We start from the raw sequence: 18652 nt of genomic DNA, 5'->3' as shown, positions 1-18652 counted from the left end.
CGACGTGGAATCCATCGCAAGGCGGGGACCCGATGGCGAAGATTGGATGCGTGCGTGCTGGATGCCGGGATCGCTTTGGCGCAGCGGGATCCAAAGGCGCATCTCGACCTGCAATGCCAACTTCGAATTCCGCGAAATAAGCTGGGTGTGTCGAGGACTGATCGCTGGGACTACGATGGTCCCAGCCACTCCGCGTGGAACGCTACCGAGAAAGCGCAGTAGGGATGGATAACCGCAGACAGCAGTTCATGCTTGCCTTCGTGGCCTACATGAACTTGCGCCGGATCGAGGACGAGGAACTGCGGCGCAGGCTGCTTGCCGACATGAACCGCAAGGTGGACGAGATGGTGGCCAAGGGAGAGGCCATTCCGGACATCACGCCGGAAAGGCTGATCGAGCTGGAGATGGAGCGTCAAGCCATAGAGGAACGCGCACCGGAGCAGGACGGGCCGGAGATCAGTTTCTAGGGAAGGGCAGTGAGCGGCGGCTCGCAGACTTGCCGGCCCGGAAGCCGCGCAGGAATCGGGCACCAGTTTGGTCAGCCGGCGGAGCAAGACAGAGGGCCGGAACAGTCAGCAGCATGGCGCTTCAGGCCCGTTGCGTGATGCCGATAGGGGGTCACAATCTACGCATTCCGCGTTGCCCCAAGGAATTCGAAAGCACTTTCCCGCATGTACATGACTGATGAAGTCCCGACCGGCTGGGTCAAGCCGGTGGCCAAGCCCACGCCCGAATCCTTGAGGGCCCGCATTGCTGAACTGCGCGCCGAACTGGCCGAGGCCGAGAGCCAACTGCGCGAGATGGAAGAGGGCGCGCGGCTGGAGGCGCTGGTGAGAGTGCGCAACCTCATGCGCGCGTTCGAATTGACGCCGGCCGACTTGGGGTTGGTGCCGGTTCCAAAGCGCCGCGGCCGGCCGCCCAAGGTCGCGGCGTGATGTTGTAGCCAGCCCCGGTCTCTGGCCCTATTGAATATGCCGTCGACACAACGGCGGCGTCTGCGTGGGTCTGCTCCAACGTCGAACGCAGACGCCTCACCTGCGCCGGACTTCTACTACGGCGCGTTGGCCAACCTTGTACAGACTGCATGGGGCGCCGGGACCAAGCGGTTTGCAGCGAACCGCCCAACCGTGCTCCAGCACTTTTTCCAGCATCTCGGATTCGCTGACCTCTTGGCTTGCTGCGAGCGTCTTGCCTCCCTTGCCTCCCTTGCCTCCCTTGCCGCCCGGCGAGACGCGAAACGCTAACTTGCCGGTCGTGGAGTTCTGCATCATGCAGGGAAACACCTCGATGCCTGAGCGCAGGACGAAGGACAAGGCGCGAGACAGCTTGGTGCCGGGGTGCGGGCTCGGAGCATCGTTTCCTGGTCCAAACGCGTGGACAGTCCGAGCCGGCATTTCAGCAGGCTCGGCATGAGGCGTCTTGAGATGGCGCTTGATCACCGACCAGACGTCTGGCTCGTACTCTTTCAAGCACAGCGACAGGAACTCCAATTCATCGACGCCCAAGGCGGCAGCAAGCGCGGGCACGCGTGCAAGCGGCATCTTTGTTTCGCCGGTCTTGATCATCGAGAGGACATTGGAGCGCGGAAAACCAGCTGCCTCAGCGATTCGCTTCTGAGTCTTGGGAGACGCCTCGACGTGGTGGGTAATGAATTCGGCGACGGTGATGGCGTGGGTCATGGTGAATTTGTTCTTCCTGGGTGCGTTGGTCAGTGCCGACGGATGCGCTCAAGCCGATGGGCGGCCGTGATCAGAACGTCGTCGGCATCGTTGACCACCAGGTAGACGTCCAGATGCTGTTCGAGCACGCCGGCCAGCGTGCCGGCATAGGCCTTCACGCGGCGCCGCGCCCCCTTGTCGAGGAACACCTTGGACACCCCTGCGCCAGCTCGCTCGCGGGAGCCGAACTCCAGCAGCAGATCGACGACGAGCGGCGGGATGCCGCGTTGCTGGCAACGGGCGCGGGCGTGGCGGGAACTGTGCATGCGAGCCTCCTTGGTCTTTCGGCAATGCAGCGGCGTGACCCTTGGCCATCCAGGGCTGTCGCTGGGGGGTAACGGTGCGGCGACCAGCCAGGTCGCCAGTGATCAGGCCAGGTGGGATGGAGAAGCCAGACTGGCTTCGATCTCCTTGTTGATCGACTTCAAGGCCTGTGTGGCCAAGCCTTGACGGACGCGCATGACGAACAGATCAGGCGAGAGGCCAAGAGCCTCAGCGAGATCCCGCATCCGGGCCGCATCGGCAAGATCTTCGCTTTGGAGACCGACTCCCCAGAAGCCGCCTTCGGTGTAGGTCACGCCGAACTTCCTCAGCCGCGCGGCCAATGCCTCGCGCTGTGCGTCATCTGCCGCAGTGCTCCAGGCATAACGGGCGCTCTGACAGACCGCCTGGTGGATGTCGAACGTTGACGAAAAGGTCATTTTGACCAGATCGACGGGCGTCTCCTTGACGAACTTCACGACCGGCTCGACGTAGCGGCCCTTGGCGATCAGCCAGGCCTTGGCTACGTCCGCCGCGATGCGCGTGGACCCGTTCTCGTCACGGTGCGTCTTGAGCGCGTTGGGCTTCCTTGGGTTTGCAGCGGTGCGGATGCTGCTCTCCTCCATGCCGGCCAGCAGTGCCATCTGGCGGATCGTCAGCGCTTGGCCGGTATACCAGCCATCCTCGGCCGTGGAGCTACCCAGGCTCAGGAAGCCTTCGCCGCCCTCGAGCACTACGCGCGCGTTGGCGGTCTCGGCCACCTGTGCGCACAGCGCCGCGATCTGCTGGGCGTCCTTGGCGCCGGAATCCCGGTACATGGCCGCCACATAGGAAGTCTTCATGTCGAGGACAACGGCAGCCGCCCACGTGTAATCGCTGTCAGGCCCCATCGGCTCTGCGCCTTCGTAGCGCACGCCGTGGTACGCGAAGTCGTACAGCCGTGACAACGTGTCGATCAGCGGAGTGGCTTCAATGGCGCTGGGCGTCAGCCCCAGATCAGATGCCGAAAACTCTTGGGTCAGGAAATCACTGTCGTTCCTGCACGGGTTTTCCGGAAGCAATGCCCTGATGGCAGCCACCGGGACGAAGGAGGCGAGTTCCCGAAACTGGAGCAGGTACAGCTCAGGGATGGCGTTCAGAAGCTCTTCCTTGCTGACCGGAGCCGGCAGGCTGTAAGGAGTGCCTGTAGTATGGTTCATGCCTGACGCGTTGAATATATCCTTGATGCGTTGATGCACTGTAGCCGACCTTGCGGCACACTGCAACACACTCGATATATAGATGGTGCGTCACTTCGATGGAGACGATTTCTCGCACGAGCCTCCCAAGCAGCGGCAAGCTCATCGAGACAGCGGCCGCCGGCTTGGCAGCGCCGATGCCCTGATGCTTGCACCAGACGGCGTGACATTGCAGGAGTGGGCCGAGTCCTCGTCTTGAGCGTCGAGCCATTGCGCAAGGTGGTCCAGCCCTGGTTCAGCATCGACATGCAGGGCATGGCGAGCCTCATAGCCAAAGAAAAGCTCCGCGCGCAACAGACGGCGCAGTAAGCCACTTCGTTCAGGCAGCGACTTGGAGGCGATGGAGGGACAACGCGTGTGCCGAGACCTGTTTTCCAAGTTGGCCCGCGAAGAGAAGGGCATCGCCGTGCCCGTCGGCGCACAGGACGCTGTCGGCGTCTGGAGGTTATGGCAGATATGCTATCGTGCAGTAACCTTCATAATCCGTGGAGAGCATCCATGAACGCTGTTCAAGAGCATCCGGGGATCTCTACCCTGACCGGGACACCGGAGGAGGTCCTGGCCCGGCTTGGGAAGTCCCACGCGGATCGTGTGCTGGTGGTCGCCTTTGACCATATCCGACCGACCGACTTTGAGGCCCTGGCGGAGAACGTCTCCAATGTCGCGTCCTCCATGTTCGAGGTGCTGCTCGAACGTCATGGACCGGAGTCGATGGAGCGGTTGGCCCAGGCGTTGGTGCCGCGCACGCCACCTTCGCCACGCCTGCTCAAGGAGGCGGCCATGCTGGTGCAGGCGCGCAAGGCCGTACTGGAGAGCGGAGACTGGCTCAGCGCGGCCGACGTCGCCCAGTTGGCCGGACTGAGCACGCGCAACCCCAGCGCCCAGCCCAACAAGTGGAAGAGGCAAGGCCTGATCTTCGCCATCCATCACAACGGCGTCGACTACTACCCCGGCTATGGGCTGGATCGCGATGCCGGCTTTCGCCCGCTCAAGGCGCTGGCCCAGGTCATCGAAATCTTCGCCGGCCACAAGGATGGCTGGGGCATGGCCTACTGGTTCCGGTCACACAACGGCTTCCTGGGCGGCAAGCGGCCGCAGGACCTGCTGGGCACCCAGCCGCACAGGGTGATCGACGCAGCCCGTGACGAGGTCCAGGAAATCGCACATGGCTAAGCGCGCGGCCAGGCCCGCGGGCGGGGCAGCGTCGCCGGATGAGCCGTCCTCGTCCGCCACGCCGGCGCCGCCGGACCCTCTCCATGTCACCCTGACCCGCCTGAGCGCGGGTGACGTGCTGCATCGCGTCCACTTGGAGAAGTACGGAGCCGACCAGTTCAATCCCGGCGTCCACGGCAATGCACGCTTCAGCCCGATCCGCAACGAGCAGGGCCAGCCCATTCCCACCCTGTATGCCGGCACCACCATGCCCTGCGCGCTGATGGAAACGGTGTTCCATGACGTGCCGCATGTGCCGGGATTCAAGAGCTTCGACAAGGGCAAGCTCGCTGATCAGCAGCATTCGACCGTCGAGGTCACGCAGGAGCTCAAGCTTGCCGACCTGCGCAGCTTGGCGCTGCGCAAGCTGGGCATCTCTCGCAAGCAACTGATCGATACCGAAAAGGATCAGTACCCAGCCACGCGAAAGTGGGCTGAAGCGGTGCATCGCCAGTGCCTTGAGGTGCAGGGGCTGTCATGGGTCTCCAGGCAGGATGACTCGGCACGCGCGTTCGTCTTTTTCGGTGACCGCGTTCCCGCGGGTGCACTTCAGCAACGAGGCGATTCACGCAGCCTGCTGCAAGACGCTGACGCCTACAGCGAGGTCCTTAATCTGGCTGAGCGGATCGGCGTGAGCATCGTGCCGGGCAAAGTCTGAATGAAGCGCTTTCGGATTGGCAAAAGAGGGTGACACGTGCTGCTGCCGCATCGGCAGCAACTGGATCTGCTCGAGCGCTGCCATCACGGGCGTCCCTGCGCAATCGACAGGACTTTGCTGGCTGCCACCACATAACGGCACGGGATCGCGGCAAGTACTTGTCGCGCACCAGTTTGCCAGCTGCCCAGTGCTGAACAGCTCACTTGCTGACGGTTTCAGCTACGAGAGATTATGGGCAATTATCTGGGTTAAAAAGCGCTCCAAACCAGCTTCTGTGCTGTTTGCGCCATGAAGCCATGGCCCGCCACCGCCTGCACCAAGTACGCGGCTATGGGGCAAGTGGGGCGTGATGCCTGCAGCCGTTCCTGCTGGCGCCAGGGTGCGGCAATCGGCGGGGATCCCATGACTCTGTTGGGCTGCGGCCGGGCGCTGTGCAATCACGGCGGGCAGCAGCGTTTTCAACAATCACAGGGTGCTCAACTTGCGTAGTGAGCTGGGGCCCGCATCAGCTGCCGGAACGATGACTGCTCGGCTGACCAGCGGCCGCTGGCAGGCCCGGATCGTTTGGGCTGGCGCGCTCGCCAGCAGGTTCAAGGGCGGACTGGCACACGGAAGCCTTGACCACCTTGCGGATGGACAGGCCCTGCACCAGCACGGAGAAAACCACCACCGCGTAGGTCAGAGGCACCAGCAGCTCCCGCCCCGCACTCTCGGGCACTGACAGCGCCAGCGCCACCGAGATGCCGCCGCGCAGGCCACCCCAGGTCAGCACCCAGGCCGAACCGCCGGGCAGCTTGAACCAGCGCGGTGCCAGCGCCACCGGCAGGCCCACCGTGATGCCGCGTGCCAGCAGCGTGACGGCGATGGCCACGGCCACGGCGCCCGCGCTGTCCGGGCCGAAGGAGATGAGGATCACCTCCATCCCGATCAGCACAAACAGCACGGCGTTGAGGATCTCGTCGATCAGCTCCCAAAACAGGTCGACGTGGTGCCTGGTGTTGTCCGACATGCCAAGCGCCCGGCCGTGGTTGCCCACTACCAGGCCGGCCGCCACCATCGCCAGCGGTGCCGACACGTGCAGGTGCGCCGCCAGCGAGGAGCCGCCGGCCACCATGGCCAGCGTCAGCAGCACCTCCACCTGGTAGTGGTCGATGCTGCGCAGCAGCACGAAGGTGGCCCAGCCCAGCGCCAAGCCCAAGGCCAGGCCCCCTCCGGCCTCGTGCAGCAGCAGCACGGCGGCCTCGCCCGCGGTCGGTACGCTGCCGCTGGCGGCAATGCCCAACAGCAGCGCGAAAATCACCACGCCCACGCCGTCGTTGAACAGCGACTCTCCCGCGATAACCAGCTCCACGTCGCGTGGCGCTCCGGCGGACTTGAGGATGCCCAGTACCGCAATCGGGTCGGTGGGCGAGATAAGCGCGCCGAATAGCAGGCAGGTCAGCAGCGGCAGCTCCCAATCCACCAGCGGCAGTACTGCCCACAGCGCGATGCCCACCACCAGCGTGGACAGCAGCGTGCCACCCACCGCCAGCGCCGTGATCTGCCAGCGATAGCGGCGCAGCTCGCTGAGGTCGATGTGCAGCGCGCCGGCGAACAGCAGCAGCGACAGCATCCCCTGCAGCAGCACGTCCGAGAAGTCGATGGAGGCCATCAGGGAAGCCTCGAAGTCGCGCAGGCCGGGCAGCCAGCCCAGCAGGTCCACCCCTATCAGAGCCACAGACAGCAGCAGCGCGGCGGCCATGACGCCAATGGTGGTGGGCAGGCCGACAAAGCGCTGGTTCAGGTAGGCCAGCAGTGCCGTGACGACGAGGCAGATAGCGGCGATGTCGAGCATGGGGTGCACGGATGCGATGCGAGCGCGCGTGGCAACTCGCAGCGACGGGTTGACGGTAGGGGGCGGAAGGCAGGAGCCGTGCCCGGAACGGCTTCAGACTTCCTTCATCACCTGGGCGTGCGAGATCAGGGCAAACAGCGCGGTGCCACCGATCACGTTTCCCAGCAGCACGGGTAGCGTGAAGCGCACAAGCATGTCCAGCGCGCCAAACTCGCCCGTGACCAGCAGCAGGAACGCTTCGGTACTGCCGGCGATGATGTGGGCGAAGCCGCCAACGCCGATCAGGTAAGTCATCAGCGTGACGACATGAAATTGTGCCACCCCGGCCGCCGGAATCAGCCACACCATCGCCGCCATCAGGTAGCCCGCCGTGATGCCCTGTACGCCCGCGGCCAGGGCATCATGCCGCATGGCATGGCGGCTGGTCTCCAGCATGGCTTGGCGCAGCGCGTCATCGACCGCCGGCGTGAACGCGAAAAACAGCGCCGCCAGCAGCGTGCCGACCAGGTTGGCCACCAGCACGATGCTCCAGATGCGCAGCGCGCTGGCCAGCTTGCGACGGTCGGGCTGCTGGAGCAGCGGCAGCAGCACGGTGATGGTGGTTTCGGTGAAGAGCTGCTGGCGTGACATCACCACCATCAGAAAGCCCACGGGGTAGCCCAGCGCGACGACCAACTCGCGCCACGGCGCTGCGGGCAGGTGGTGGCGCAGCACCGCCTGCGCCAGCAACGAAAAGCTCATCGACAAGCCCGCCGCCACCCCTGACCACCACAAGGACACGGCCGGCCGCGCCATCTCCTGTTCACCCAGGCGGCGCACGGTTTCGTAGATCACCGGGGTGCGCGGTGTGGTCTGCTCCTCGACCTTGTCGGCCTCTTCCTGATCCTTGTCCATGGCTGTGATGCTGGCAACGCGCAAGCCCCGGTGGCAGCAAATGACACACCCTGAAACGGTTCGGCGAACCTTGGCCCGCGCTGCAGGCTTGCGGCGTGCGGAAGCTCTACGACTTGCGGGAGGCGATTCCAGTACCGACAACGTCAGGCGGGCCGCGCCTGCGGCGCTGCGGGCGACAAGCGTCCGGCGCGCTCTATATAGGGTAGCGAGAGCAGCTCGTACAGCGGATGGCCGATCCAGCGCGACACCAGGCTGGCACCCAGCGCCGCCGCCATCAAGCTCAGCACCATGGCGTGGCCGTCCACCATCTCCATCACGATGATGAAGGCCGTCAGTGGCGCCCGGGTCACCGCGGCCAGGAACGCAGTCATGCCCAACGCGATCAGTGGCGCCGCGTTGGTCTGCGGTCCCCAGAGCAGCGCAATGTCGTGGCCGATGCCTGCACCGATGGCCAGCGACGGCGCAAAGATGCCCCCTGGCACGCCGGACCAGGCCGCCAGCCACGTCGCCACGAAGCGGAACAGCACGTACAGGCCGGGGACATCGCCTGAGCCCTCCAGCAGGCCCCGGGTGTACTCGTAGCCGCTACCCCAGCTGGTGCCGCCGCTGGCCAGTCCCAGCGCGGCAATGGCCAGCCCGCATGCGCTGGCGAAGGCCACCGGATGCTGCCGTCGCCACGGCGCGATGCGGCCCTGCGTGCCGGTCAGCGAGGCGTGCAGCAGCCGTGCGAAGACTCCACCGGCCAGGGCACTGACCAACACCACGGCAACACCCGACCATAGCCAGCCCGCAGCCGTCGCAGGCACGCGAATCACGCCGAAGTACGCGGCGTTGCCGAAGGCCGAAACGCCCACGACGCCGGCCAGCACGATGGCGCAGATGATGAGGCCACTGCTACGGTGCTCGATCTTGCGGTGCAACTCCTCGATGGCGAACATCACGCCCGCCAATGGCGCATTGAAGGCCGCGGCGATGCCCGCGGCGCCGCCGGCGATCAGCAGCGCGTGGCTCGACACCGACGTGCCCGCGGGCAGCCAACGCCGGGCGTTGTGCATCACGCCGGCGGCAATCTGCACCGACGGCCCCTCCCGTCCGATGGCCAGGCCGCCAAGCAGGCCGCCGGCAGTCAACAGCATCTTTGCCAGACTCAGCCGCAGCGACACCAGCCAATGCCGCCCGGGCTCGTCAACCACCGGGTCCAGCGCGGCCATGACCTGTGGAATGCCGGAGCCCGCCGCGCTGGGGAAATGCCGCAGCGTGAGCCAGGCCATGGCGCCACAGCATGCTGGCGTCCACAGCAGCGGCAGCCATGTGGCCGAACCCTGCACGAGGTGAAAGCCTCTGAGTGCCTGTTCCGTCAGCCAGGTGAAGGCCACGACGGCCGCGCCCGCCAGGCCCGCATGCACCAACACTGCAATGCGCGCCAGCCACTCTCGCCAGTTCGCCAAGTCTTGCCGCACCGCTGCGGCGATGCGGGGCTGGCGCGGTGGCCGGTGCGGTTCGGACCGTTCGTGCATCGCAAGGCCTATCAATGTTTGTACAAAACAGTCATCGTACTGCCGTCAAAAAGATCACAGACCGGCGAACGGCCAGCCCACGCCGCATGTCCCAGCATGCGGAGCGTGCCGCGGTTTGCATCTGCCACAAGCGGCGTGGTGAGACCGCGCTCCTGACGCGAGCCGATCCCTGTAGCCTGCGTTGTACATTTATACAAATGAACATCTGTTTTCTGTCCTGCACTGGCGGTGGAGCCTTGTCATGACCCCCATCGGCCGCGCATTGTCTGCGGGCGCCGTTGTCGCTACGGCTGCGGTGGCAACCTTGCTGTGGCGTGGCCACGAAGACGCCGCTCCGTCCGAGCCCACACGGCCCGCTTCCGAGACGGTTTCCGCGCCAGCACCAGGTGCCTCCAGCACAGCGCCGCCGGCTGCCGTGGCGGCCTCGCAGCCCGACGCGGGGCAGGGCGTCGAGGTGCCTGCAGCCGCGGTGCCGTTGGCCGCGGCGGAACTCGGCACGGCGCTTACCGATCTGATCGGCCGCAAGGCCGTCCTGACTTTCCTGCAGCTGGACGATTTCGCGCGTCGCCTGGTCGCCACGGTGGACAACCTGGGCCGCATCCATGCGCCGTCGCGGCTGTGGCCGGTCAACCCGATGCCGGGCCGCTTCATGGTGGAGCCGCGCGAAGGGGGCACCGTCATCGCCGCCGACAACAGCTTGCGCTACACCCCGTTCGTGCTGCTGGTCGAGACGGTGGACGTGGCGCGCGCCGTCGACCTGTACGTGCGCCTGTACCCCGAACTGCAGAGGAGCTACGAGGAGCTGGGCTACCCGCACGGCTACTTCAACCAGCGTCTGCTGCAGGTGATCGACCAGCTATTGGCCACGCCGCAGGTGCCGCAGCCCCTGCGGGTGCAGCTCACCGAGGTCAAGGGCCCGATTCCGGCCGAACAGCCCTGGACCCGTTATGAGCTCGCCGACCCTGAGCTGGAGGCGATGTCGGCAGGGCAGAAGATGCTGCTGCGCACGGGCGAAGTGAACGCACGCCGGCTCAAGGCCAAGCTGGCGGAGTTCCGCATGGAGCTGCTGCGCCACATCGGGCAGCGGTGACGCACGGTGGAAAGCTTCGAAAAACTCTTCGTCACCACCGAGCTGGGCTGGCCGCTGCTGCTGGCGCTGGCCTGGGTCGTGGGCGAACTGGGGCACCGATGGACGACGCTGCCGCGCATCAGCCTGTATGCGCTGGTGGGTTTTGTGTGCGCCCAACTGCACGGCACGCTGCTGCCGACGGTGGGCGACAACACCGGCATGCTGCTGGCCAACGTCTCGTTCGGGCTGATCCTGTTCGAGTTCGGCTACCGCATCAACCTGCGCTGGCTGCGCACCAACCCCTGGCTGGGCGCGACAGGGCTGCTGGAGTCGGCGGCAACCTTCCTGGCGGTCTATGCGCTGTCGCGCGCGTGGGGGGCGCCCACGCTGACGGCGCTGCTGTTGGCCTCGCTGTCGATGTCCACGTCGCCCGCGGCCGTGATGCGGGTGGTCAACGAACAGCGCTGCTCCGGTCAGGTGACGGAGCGCCTGCTGCACCTGGCCGCGCTCAATTGCGTGCTGTCGGTGTTCGTGTTCAAGGTCGTCGTGGGCTTCTGGGCTTTCGAGAGTTCCGGCAACGTCTGGCAGGCGATGTCTAGCAGCGCGCTGGTGCTTGTGGCCTCGGCGGCGTTGGGCGTCGTTTTCGGTCTGGGCATGCCGGCCTTGCTGCGCTACCTGGGACCGGCCAGCCGGGATGCGACAGTGGCCTTCGCCGTCGCCGTGATCCTGCTGGTTGGCATTACCCACGCCTTCAAACTGTCGCCGCTGCTGGCGGCACTGGCCTTCGGCCTGATGGCACGCCATCGGCGCATCGTGCTGACGCAGACACAGCGCAACTTTGGCGCGCTGGGAGACCTGCTTGCGGTGGCGCTGTTCACCTACACGGCCATGACACTGGAATGGAACCGGGTTCTGGCCGGCCTGGGGCTGGCGCTGACCCTGGTCGTATTGCGCCTGCTGGTCAAGGTGGCGTGCGTCACGGCGCTGGCGCATGCCAGCGGCAGCTCCTGGCGCAAGGGGGCGTTGACCGGGCTGGCGCTGACGCCGATCTCCGTGTTCGTGATCCTGCTGCTGGACCAGACCCGCTACCTGGGCATAGACCTGCTGGACCAGCTCGCGCCGCTGGCTGCGGCGACCTTGCTGCTTGAATTCATCGGCCCGGCGGTGACGCAGCGCGCGTTGCGCAGCGCCGGCGAATGCCGTGACATGGAAGAGGCCTGACATGCCCCTGGAACCGTTCAAGACCTCCGCGCCGCTGACACTGGGCGTGGAGCTGGAGTTGCAGCTGGTGTCGCTAAGCGACTTCGACCTCGTCGAAGCCAGCCCCGACATGCTGGAGCTGATGCAGCGCAAGCGCTTCCCGGGCCACGTCGTGCCCGAGATCACGGAGAGCATGATCGAGGTGTCCACGGACGTGCACGTGGACCACGACGGTCTGCTGCGGCAGCTGCGCGACATCCGCGATGCGCTGGTGGCGGCTGGCGACACGCTCAACGTGGGCGTGTGCGGCGGCGGAACGCACCCGTTCCAACAGTGGAACGAGCGTCGCATCTACGCCAAGCCGCGCTTCAAGGAGGTGTCGGCGTTGTACGGCTACCTGGCCAAGCAGTTCACGATCTTCGGCCAGCATGTGCACGTGGGCTGCCGCAGCGGCGACGAGGCGCTGTTCCTGCTGCATTCACTGGGCCGCTACATCCCGCACTTCATTGCGCTGTCGGCCTCCTCGCCCTTCGTGCAGCGCAACGACACGCTGTTCCACTCGGCGCGGCTGAACTCGGTGTTTGCCTTTCCCCTGAGCGGGCGCGCGCCTTTCGTGCTGCGCTGGGACGAGTTCGAAAGCGGCTATTTCGCGCACATGGAGCGCACGGGCATCGTCAAGAGCATGAAGGACTTCTACTGGGACATCCGGCCCAAGCCCGAGTTCGGCACGATCGAGCTGCGGGTGTGCGACACGCCGCTGACGGTGGAGCGCGCGGCGGCGCTGGCCGGCTACCTGCAGACGCTGAGCCACAGCCTGCTGGAGCGCACGCAGGCGCCGCCCGAGGAGCAGGACTACCTCGTCTACAACTACAACCGCTTTCAGGCCTGCCGCTTCGGCCTGGACGGCACGCTGGTCGATCCCAAGACCTACACGTCACGCTCGCTGCGCGAGGACATCCAGGACACGCTGCAGCGGCTGGCACCGCATGCCGACACGCTCGGCTCCCAGGCCGCGCTGGAGCACATCCGCGAGCTCACTGCTGTAGGTAACGACGCTTCCTTCTTGCGCGGCCAGTACCGCGAGCGGGGCAGTGCCGAAGGGATGGTTGAGGCCGCCATCAAGGGTTTCAGGCGTTCCCGCCCGGACTGACTGCAGTGGGTCGTACACGGGCCCCACGCCCGTGGCTCGCGCAGCGCCTGGTGGATCGTCGCGCTGTCCGTGTGGGCATGAACCTGCTGTTTGGCGCTTTTCACCTCACCGCTGGCGTGTGCCTGGGGCCGGGGAACGTCCGGGCACGGGAACCGTGCTTGCCTTCCAGGGCATCCACCCTGGGGTTCACGATGCAACTGTTTGGCATCCGTCTGGTCGGCATCAACGAGGTCACCGGCCACAAGCTGCTGCTCACGCTGATATTGATTGCCGTGCTGGCGCTGCTCGGCCTGGCGCTGGGCGCGCTCATCCGCGCGCTCACCACCCACGCCGGCGCGCGCCGCGAGCGCGTGCGCTTCTGGGCCCGCCAGGGACGCAGCCTGCTCATCGCCGTCGTCGGGCTGGTGGGCGTGCTGTCGATCTGGTTCGACAATCCCGGAACGCTCACCACCGCGGTGGGTCTGGTCACCGCCGGCTTGGCCTTCGCGCTGCAGAAGGTCGTCACGTCGCTGGCGGGCTACTTCGTGATCCTGCGCGGCAAGAACTTCACGGTGGGCGACCGCATCACCATGGGCGGCGTGCGCGGCGACGTGGTGGCTCTGGGCTTCATCCAGACCACCATCATGGAGATGGGCCAGCCGCCAGCGGTGCAGGGCGCCGACCCGGCGATGTGGGTGCGCAGCCGCCAGTTCACCGGCCGCATCGTCACGGTGGCGAACTCCAAGATCTTCGACGAGCCGATCTACAACTACACGCGCGAGTTCCCCTTCATCTGGGAAGAGCTGATGCTGCCCATCGCCTACCGCGACGACCGCGCCCGGGCCGAAGCGATCCTGCTCGAAGCCGCCCGCAGGCATGCCGTGCGCGCCGACGACCTGCCGGCCGAGCTGCGCGAGCGGCTGCAGCACCAGTACCACGTCAACCCGGCCGACTTCGAGCCGCGCGTGTATTGGCGGCTGACCGACAACTGGCTGGAGCTGAGCGTGCGGCTGCTGGCGCGCGACCATGGCGTGCGCGAGCTCAAGGACGCGATGAGCCGCGAAGTGCTGGCCGCGCTGGACGCCGCAGGCATCGGGCTGGCCTCGGCCACCTTCGAGGTTGTGGGCCTGCCGCCGCTGCGCATCCAGCGCCAAGCGCCGCAACAGGGCTGAGAAGCCCCGGAGGGCACCTGCCTCCCGGGTCACCGCCGCTGTCGCACCAGCTCCTCGCGCAGCGCCGCCACCTCGCGCCGCAGCGCCTCGATGGCCTGCGCGCTGGGCAGCTCGCCCTCGTCGCTTTCGGCATCGCGCCCGACGAAGTAGGTGGCCAGCGTCGCCGTGACGTAGCCGAACACCGCGAAGGCGTAAAGCGCCAGCAGCACGCACAGCGCCCGGCCTTCGGGCGTCTCGGGCCAGTACTGCGAGCCCATGGTGGTCATCATCATCGCCGTCCACCACAGCGCCTCGCCGTAGCTGCGCAGGCCGCCCTGGACCTCGCTTTCGAAGGCGTACATGCCGGCCGCCCCGGCGACCGTCACCAGCGCGGTCAGCAGCACGACGTAGCCGAAGCCGCGCCGGCCGAAGCTCGCGCTCAGGGCGCGGATGCCGCGGTTGAGCGAGCCCACCACGCGCACCAGGCGCACGCCGCGCGCCGCCCGCAGCAGCCGGGCCAGGCGGAACACCCGCAGCGCCGGCAGCAGCAGCGACACCGCCGTGAGCCAATGCGTGCGCAAGTAGCGCAGCTTGCGCGGCGCGATGGTGAGCTCCACCAGGAAATGCACCACGAACACGGCCCAGATCACGGTGCTGACCGTCTGCAGCAGCGGCGCCAGCCCGCGCGTGAGGTCCAGCACTAGCAGCGCCAGCCAGACGAAGCTCAGTACCAGCATCGGCGTGTCGAGCAGGTCGGCCACGCGGTGCAGCAGGTCCGCGCGCTCGGCCTCCACGGCTTCGTCGTCCGGGCTGGGCAGGGTGGGCAGGGACGCGGACATGGCGGGGCGGCTCAGGACTGGTCCGTCCGGGGCACCGAGTGGCGCCGGGCCTCGGCCTGGGCGCCCTGCACGTGCGCCAGCGCCGTGCGCGGGCCGTCCACGGGCGCACGGATGACGTTGAGGCTGCCGTCGGTCTCCAGCACCACGGCGGCGACCTCTTCCAGGCGCCCGATGCCCTGCTGACGCACGGCCGAGCGCAGCTCGTCTTCCGTGACGCGATCGCGCTTCATCGCCGCTTGCAGGAAGCGGCCCTCCAGGAACAGCAGGCTGGGCTCGGACTTGATCAGCCGGCTCACGCGCGGTGAGCGCACCGACAGCCAGGTGAGCGCGCCCTGCAGCAGCACCAGCAGCGCCAGCGCCGTGAGCCCTTCGGCCAGCGCCACGTCCTTGGACAGCAGCACGGTGGCCAGCGTCGAGCCCAGCGCCACCGTGACGATCAGGTCGAAGGCGTTGAGCTTGGACAGCGTGCGCTTGCCCGTGACGCGCAGCAGCAGCACCAGGGCCACGTAGGCCAGCGTGCCGATGACGAGGATGCGTGCCAGCGGCATCCAGCCGTCGAAGAACATTTCGGGGCCTCCGCGCAGTTGCGTGCCGTGTCCAGCAACGCGCATACCGCCAGCAACGCGCGTACCGCGGGCGCAACGGTTGCCCAGGAGCCATGCGATGAGCCCCCTTCGAGAGCTGTGGCTGCGACTGCAAGCGAGCCTGTGGTTCGTACCGACGCTGGTCGTGGCCGGCTGCATCGTCTTGGCCGTGCTGCTGGTGGAGTCGCACGGCTGGGTAGACGCCGATCTGGCAGCGCGCTGGCCGCGCCTGTTCGGCGCTGGCACCGACGGCGCGCGCAGCATGCTCTCGGCCATCGCCACGTCGATGGTCACCGTGGCCGGCGTGGTGTTTTCGATGACGCTCGTGGCACTGTCGCTGGCATCGAGCCAGTACTCGCCGCGGGTGCTGCGCAACTTCATGAGCGACCGCCCGACGCAGCTGGTGCTGGGCGTGTTCGTGGGCATCTTCGCCTACTGCCTGGTGGTGCTGCGCACGGTGCGCAGCGACGACGACGGTCCCGCTTTTCTGCCCTCGCTGGCGGTGCTGGGCGGCGTGGTGCTGGCGCTGTTCGGCGTGGCGATGCTGATCTACTTCATCCACCACGTGGCCACGGCGATCCAGGTGTCCTCGATCCTGGAGCGCATCGCGGGCGACACCCTCCAGGCCATCGACCGGCTGTTTCCGCAGGTACTGGGCAAGGAGCTGCCCGCCGAAGAAGCTTGGCAGGGCAGGCTGCCGCAACACTGGTGCGAGGTCACGGCGCCCGCGACGGGCTATCTCGTGGGCGTGGACGACGCCGGGTTGCTTGATTTCGCCGTGAAGCGCCAGCGCGTGGTGCAACTGGCCCACTGCATCGGCGACTTCGTGATCCAGGATCGGCCGCTGGTGCGGGTCAGCGGCACCGAGCCGCTCGACGCCGCCGAGGCCCGCGCGCTGTGCCGGCTGTTTTCCCTGCAGCCTCAGCGCACCGTGCACCAGGATGCACCCTATGGCGTGCAGCAGATCGTGGACGTGGCGCTCAAGGCGCTGTCGCCCGGCATCAACGACCCCACCACGGCGGTGATGTGCATCGACCACCTGTGCGCGCTGCTGGTGCGTCTGGTGGGGCGCCATGTGCCGTCGCCGTACCGCAGCGACGAGCAGGGGTTGCGCGTGGTGGCCCGCGGGCCGGATTTCGAGGCCTTGACGGCGCTGGCCTTGGATGCCATTGCCGAGCACGCGCGCGGTGACGTCGAGGTCTTCGCGCGGCTGCTGCACACGCTGGAGACGCTGGCTGCCTGCACGGCAGAGCCCGCGCGCCGGCAGGCGCTGCTGCGCCGCCTGGTGCTGATCACGGACGCCGTGGCGCGCAGCGTCGAGTCACCACAGCGGCGCGAGGACCTGCTGGCACGGGCTTGCACGCTCGCAGCGCAGCTTGACGCTGCGAACACTGCCGGGGCTCGGTGGGCGGCAGGTTGAACGGGCCGGCAAGCCCCGGCGCTGGCGCTGCCGGACCGACGCTCCTGGGCGCCCCGCTTGCTTCGGTTCGCTTGTAACGTGGGTGTCCTGGCCGTGCACCGCACCCCCGGGCACGATACGCAGGAGCGCTGAGGCCCCGCTGCAGATGCGCAAGCAGTAATTCACTTCAACTCGACGACAAACCAAACCATGCTCTACAAGTTCAAGTCCAAGGCGGCCGGCGACGTGGTGATGCTCGGCCCGAACGGCGACCAGTTGCTGCGGCTGTTGGGGCGCGAGCCGGCGCCCCAGGGCATTTTCGAAGTCGCGGACATGCCGGCGCTGCGCGCCGCGCTGGAGCAGGCGGTGCTCGCGGAAGAGGCTGAACAGGCCAGGGCGCAGGCCGAGGCCACCGCCGAAGGGCATCGCTTGCCGGTGCACGAGGGTGTCGGCCTGCGCCAGCGTGTGTGGCCGCTGCTGGACATGATGAAGCGCGCCGAAGCCGCCCATCATCCGATCGTCTGGGGCGTGTAGCGGCCGGGCCGTCGAGCATCGCCGCGCGAGCGAGGCTCGGCGAGACGGGTGGCTTGGGCCCGGTGCTGGCCTGTGATGCTGGTCAGGGCGTGCGCCCCGCGCGTTTCTCCTGGTCAGTGCACGTGACCAGCATGGACGTCGGTGGCTGGACCATAGGCATGCGGCTCCTTGGCCTGCTCGCAGGGCTCCCGCTCCACCTGAACCGTGGCGTGGTGCAGGCCCCAGCGTTGCGCGGCGAGCTCGCGCACGCGGTGCATCAGCGCGAAGCCGTCCTGCGCCATCGGCGTGCACACCACATGCACGCTCAGGCTCGCCTTGCCGCTGGCGATCGACCACACGTGCAGGTCATGTACGTCGGCCACGCCTTCCATGCCGCGCAAGCCCTGTTCGATCTCGCCCAGGTCCAGCCCTTCGGGCACCCCTTCGAGCAGCACGTTCAAGCTCTCGCGCAGCAGTTGCCCAGTGCGCGGCAGCACCCACAGCGCGATGGCCACCGCCACCACCGAGTCCACCCAGGCCCAGCCGGTGAAGCGGATCAAGAGAGCGCCCGCGATCACGCCCAGCGAGCCCAGCATGTCGCTCCAGACCTCCAGGTACGCACCCTTGACGTTGAGGTTCGACTCCTTGCCGCCGGAGAGCAGCCGCATGCCGATGAGGTTGACCGCCAGGCCGGCCACGGCGACCCACAGCATCAAACCTGGTTCCACTGCCGCCGGCTCTTGCAGCCGCTGCCACGCTTCCCACAGGATGTAGGCCGCGGCCGCGATCAACAGCACGGCATTGAAAGCCGCGGCCAGGATCTCGAAGCGGTGATAGCCGAAGGTGCGGCGCGCATCGGCCGCTCGCCGGGCGACGCGCGTGGCCGCCAGCGCGATGGCCAGCGCCGCCGTGTCGGTGAACATGTGCGCCGCGTCGGACAGCAGCGCCAGACTGTCGGCCAGCACGCCACCGATGACCTCGGCCACGAGGAAACCGGTGGTCAGCAGCAGCGTGGCCTTGAGCGCATGCTCGTTGTCGCTGTCGTGGTGGTGGGTGTGGGCCATGAACGCTTCCGCCTTGGCCAGGCTCCGGCAACGGCCGTACCCTTGGGCCGCCATCACCTCATCGTGCCGCGCCCTTCCAGCGCCGCAACATCAACGCATTGGTCACCACGCTGACGCTGCTGAAGGCCATCGCCGCCCAGCCACGACCGGGTTGAGCAGCTCCAGCGCTGCCAGCGGCACGCCCACCACGTTGTAGACGAAGGCCCAGAACAGGTTCTGGCGGATCTTGGCGTAGGTGCGGCGCACCGTGCCCGGGGTGGGCGGCGAGCAGCTGCCACATGCTCAGGCCGTAGCGGGCCGAAGTGCCCAGGGCCACGAGCGAGCCGGTCCATGTTGCCGCTGCCCGCGCGCAACGCCTTCCAGCCGGCGCGG

19 protein-coding genes and 1 pseudogene are annotated in these 18652 nt (G+C 67.1%); 10 read left to right on the top strand and 10 right to left on the bottom strand.

From position 1 onward, the window contains the following. Nucleotides 1-224 precede the first annotated feature (224 nt). Together ALA01S_RS11085 and ALA01S_RS11080 are read left to right on the top strand one after the other, a co-directional pair. The gene (locus tag ALA01S_RS11085) at nt 225-467 is read left to right on the top strand and encodes a hypothetical protein (RefSeq protein WP_066336013.1); all 243 of its coding nucleotides are present in this window, start codon (nt 225-227) and stop codon (nt 465-467) included. A gap of 204 nt (nt 468-671) precedes the next feature. Next, nucleotides 672-935: an H-NS histone family protein gene (locus ALA01S_RS11080; RefSeq protein WP_066336010.1), complete on the top strand. Its 264-nt coding sequence runs from the start codon at nt 672-674 to the stop codon at nt 933-935. 96 nt (nt 936-1031) lie between these two features. Here the strand turns inward: ALA01S_RS11080 and ALA01S_RS11075 are convergent, their stop codons facing one another. The 3 genes from ALA01S_RS11075 to ALA01S_RS11065 form a co-directional block, all read right to left on the bottom strand. After that, nucleotides 1032-1679, bottom strand: a complete 648-nt coding sequence (locus tag ALA01S_RS11075) for a helix-turn-helix domain-containing protein (protein WP_066336006.1) — start codon at nt 1677-1679, stop codon at nt 1032-1034. Between the two features lie 29 nt (nt 1680-1708). After that, complete coding sequence (locus ALA01S_RS11070; protein WP_066336004.1) at nt 1709-1984, bottom strand: hypothetical protein; 276 nt, start codon at nt 1982-1984, stop codon at nt 1709-1711. Between the two features lie 102 nt (nt 1985-2086). Continuing rightward, nucleotides 2087-3178 (bottom strand): hypothetical protein, encoded by a 1092-nt coding sequence (locus tag ALA01S_RS11065; protein ID WP_066336003.1) that lies wholly within the window; start codon nt 3176-3178, stop codon nt 2087-2089. Nucleotides 3179-3715: 537 nt separating this feature from the next. Here ALA01S_RS11065 and ALA01S_RS11060 point away from each other — a divergent pair. Together ALA01S_RS11060 and ALA01S_RS11055 are read left to right on the top strand one after the other, a co-directional pair. Continuing rightward, nucleotides 3716-4390 carry an XRE family transcriptional regulator gene (locus tag ALA01S_RS11060; RefSeq protein WP_066336002.1) on the top strand — a complete coding sequence of 225 codons (675 nt, stop codon included), beginning with the start codon at nt 3716-3718 and terminating at the stop codon, nt 4388-4390. Beyond that, nucleotides 4383-5087, top strand: coding sequence for an RES family NAD+ phosphorylase (locus ALA01S_RS11055; RefSeq protein WP_066335994.1), 705 nt, complete (start codon nt 4383-4385; stop codon nt 5085-5087). The genes ALA01S_RS11060 and ALA01S_RS11055 overlap by 8 nt, the downstream gene beginning before the upstream one ends. Nucleotides 5088-5592: 505 nt before the next feature. Here ALA01S_RS11055 and ALA01S_RS11050 read toward each other — a convergent pair. From ALA01S_RS11050 to ALA01S_RS11040, 3 genes are all read right to left on the bottom strand, one after another. Next, complete coding sequence (locus ALA01S_RS11050; RefSeq protein ID WP_084267438.1) at nt 5593-6921, bottom strand: cation:proton antiporter; 1329 nt, start codon at nt 6919-6921, stop codon at nt 5593-5595. A 93-nt stretch (nt 6922-7014) separates the two neighbouring features. Continuing rightward, nucleotides 7015-7815: a formate/nitrite transporter family protein gene (locus tag ALA01S_RS11045; protein ID WP_066335992.1), complete on the bottom strand. Its 801-nt coding sequence runs from the start codon at nt 7813-7815 to the stop codon at nt 7015-7017. A gap of 143 nt (nt 7816-7958) precedes the next feature. Then, nucleotides 7959-9263 (bottom strand): chloride channel protein, encoded by a 1305-nt coding sequence (locus tag ALA01S_RS11040; RefSeq protein WP_238455767.1) that lies wholly within the window; start codon nt 9261-9263, stop codon nt 7959-7961. A gap of 310 nt (nt 9264-9573) precedes the next feature. On the opposite strand from ALA01S_RS11040, the gene ALA01S_RS11035 reads away from it, so the two are divergent. From ALA01S_RS11035 to ALA01S_RS11020, 4 genes are all read left to right on the top strand, one after another. Next, a complete protein-coding gene (locus ALA01S_RS11035) occupies nt 9574-10422 on the top strand; it encodes a DUF3014 domain-containing protein (RefSeq protein ID WP_066335986.1) in 849 nt (282 codons plus the stop codon). Nucleotides 10423-10428: 6 nt separating this feature from the next. Beyond that, a complete protein-coding gene (locus tag ALA01S_RS11030) occupies nt 10429-11622 on the top strand; it encodes a cation:proton antiporter (RefSeq protein WP_066335984.1) in 1194 nt (397 codons plus the stop codon). A gap of 1 nt (nt 11623) precedes the next feature. Further along, the gene (locus ALA01S_RS11025; RefSeq protein ID WP_066335982.1) at nt 11624-12751 is read left to right on the top strand and encodes a YbdK family carboxylate-amine ligase; all 1128 of its coding nucleotides are present in this window, start codon (nt 11624-11626) and stop codon (nt 12749-12751) included. A 191-nt stretch (nt 12752-12942) separates the two neighbouring features. Continuing rightward, nucleotides 12943-13902, top strand: coding sequence for a mechanosensitive ion channel family protein (locus ALA01S_RS11020; protein WP_066335981.1), 960 nt, complete (start codon nt 12943-12945; stop codon nt 13900-13902). A 29-nt stretch (nt 13903-13931) separates the two neighbouring features. Here ALA01S_RS11020 and ALA01S_RS11015 read toward each other — a convergent pair whose 3' ends face one another. After that, the gene (locus ALA01S_RS11015) at nt 13932-14720 is read right to left on the bottom strand and encodes a potassium channel family protein (protein WP_066335980.1); all 789 of its coding nucleotides are present in this window, start codon (nt 14718-14720) and stop codon (nt 13932-13934) included. 11 nt (nt 14721-14731) lie between these two features. Continuing rightward, nucleotides 14732-15286, bottom strand: a complete 555-nt coding sequence (locus ALA01S_RS11010; RefSeq protein WP_066335979.1) for a DUF421 domain-containing protein — start codon at nt 15284-15286, stop codon at nt 14732-14734. A gap of 97 nt (nt 15287-15383) precedes the next feature. Here ALA01S_RS11010 and ALA01S_RS11005 point away from each other — a divergent pair, with 97 nt between their 5' ends. Then, nucleotides 15384-16724 carry a DUF2254 domain-containing protein gene (locus tag ALA01S_RS11005; protein ID WP_066335978.1) on the top strand — a complete coding sequence of 447 codons (1341 nt, stop codon included), beginning with the start codon at nt 15384-15386 and terminating at the stop codon, nt 16722-16724. A 189-nt stretch (nt 16725-16913) separates the two neighbouring features. Then, nucleotides 16914-17237 carry a DUF1840 domain-containing protein gene (locus ALA01S_RS11000; RefSeq protein ID WP_066335976.1) on the top strand — a complete coding sequence of 108 codons (324 nt, stop codon included), beginning with the start codon at nt 16914-16916 and terminating at the stop codon, nt 17235-17237. A 113-nt stretch (nt 17238-17350) separates the two neighbouring features. Here the strand turns inward: ALA01S_RS11000 and ALA01S_RS10995 are convergent, their stop codons facing one another. Both ALA01S_RS10995 and ALA01S_RS34710 read right to left on the bottom strand, forming a co-directional pair. Then, nucleotides 17351-18280 (bottom strand): cation diffusion facilitator family transporter, encoded by a 930-nt coding sequence (locus ALA01S_RS10995; RefSeq protein WP_066336078.1) that lies wholly within the window; start codon nt 18278-18280, stop codon nt 17351-17353. 58 nt (nt 18281-18338) lie between these two features. Next, nucleotides 18339-18523: pseudogene (locus tag ALA01S_RS34710) on the bottom strand (heavy metal translocating P-type ATPase); the annotation flags it as partial. Nucleotides 18524-18652: the final 129 nt, after the last annotated feature.

Source organism: Azohydromonas lata NBRC 102462, assembly GCF_001571085.1.
GTDB classification, from domain to species: Bacteria; Pseudomonadota; Gammaproteobacteria; order Burkholderiales; family Burkholderiaceae_C; genus Azohydromonas; species Azohydromonas lata.
This window is presented reverse-complemented; position numbering and strand designations above follow the sequence as displayed.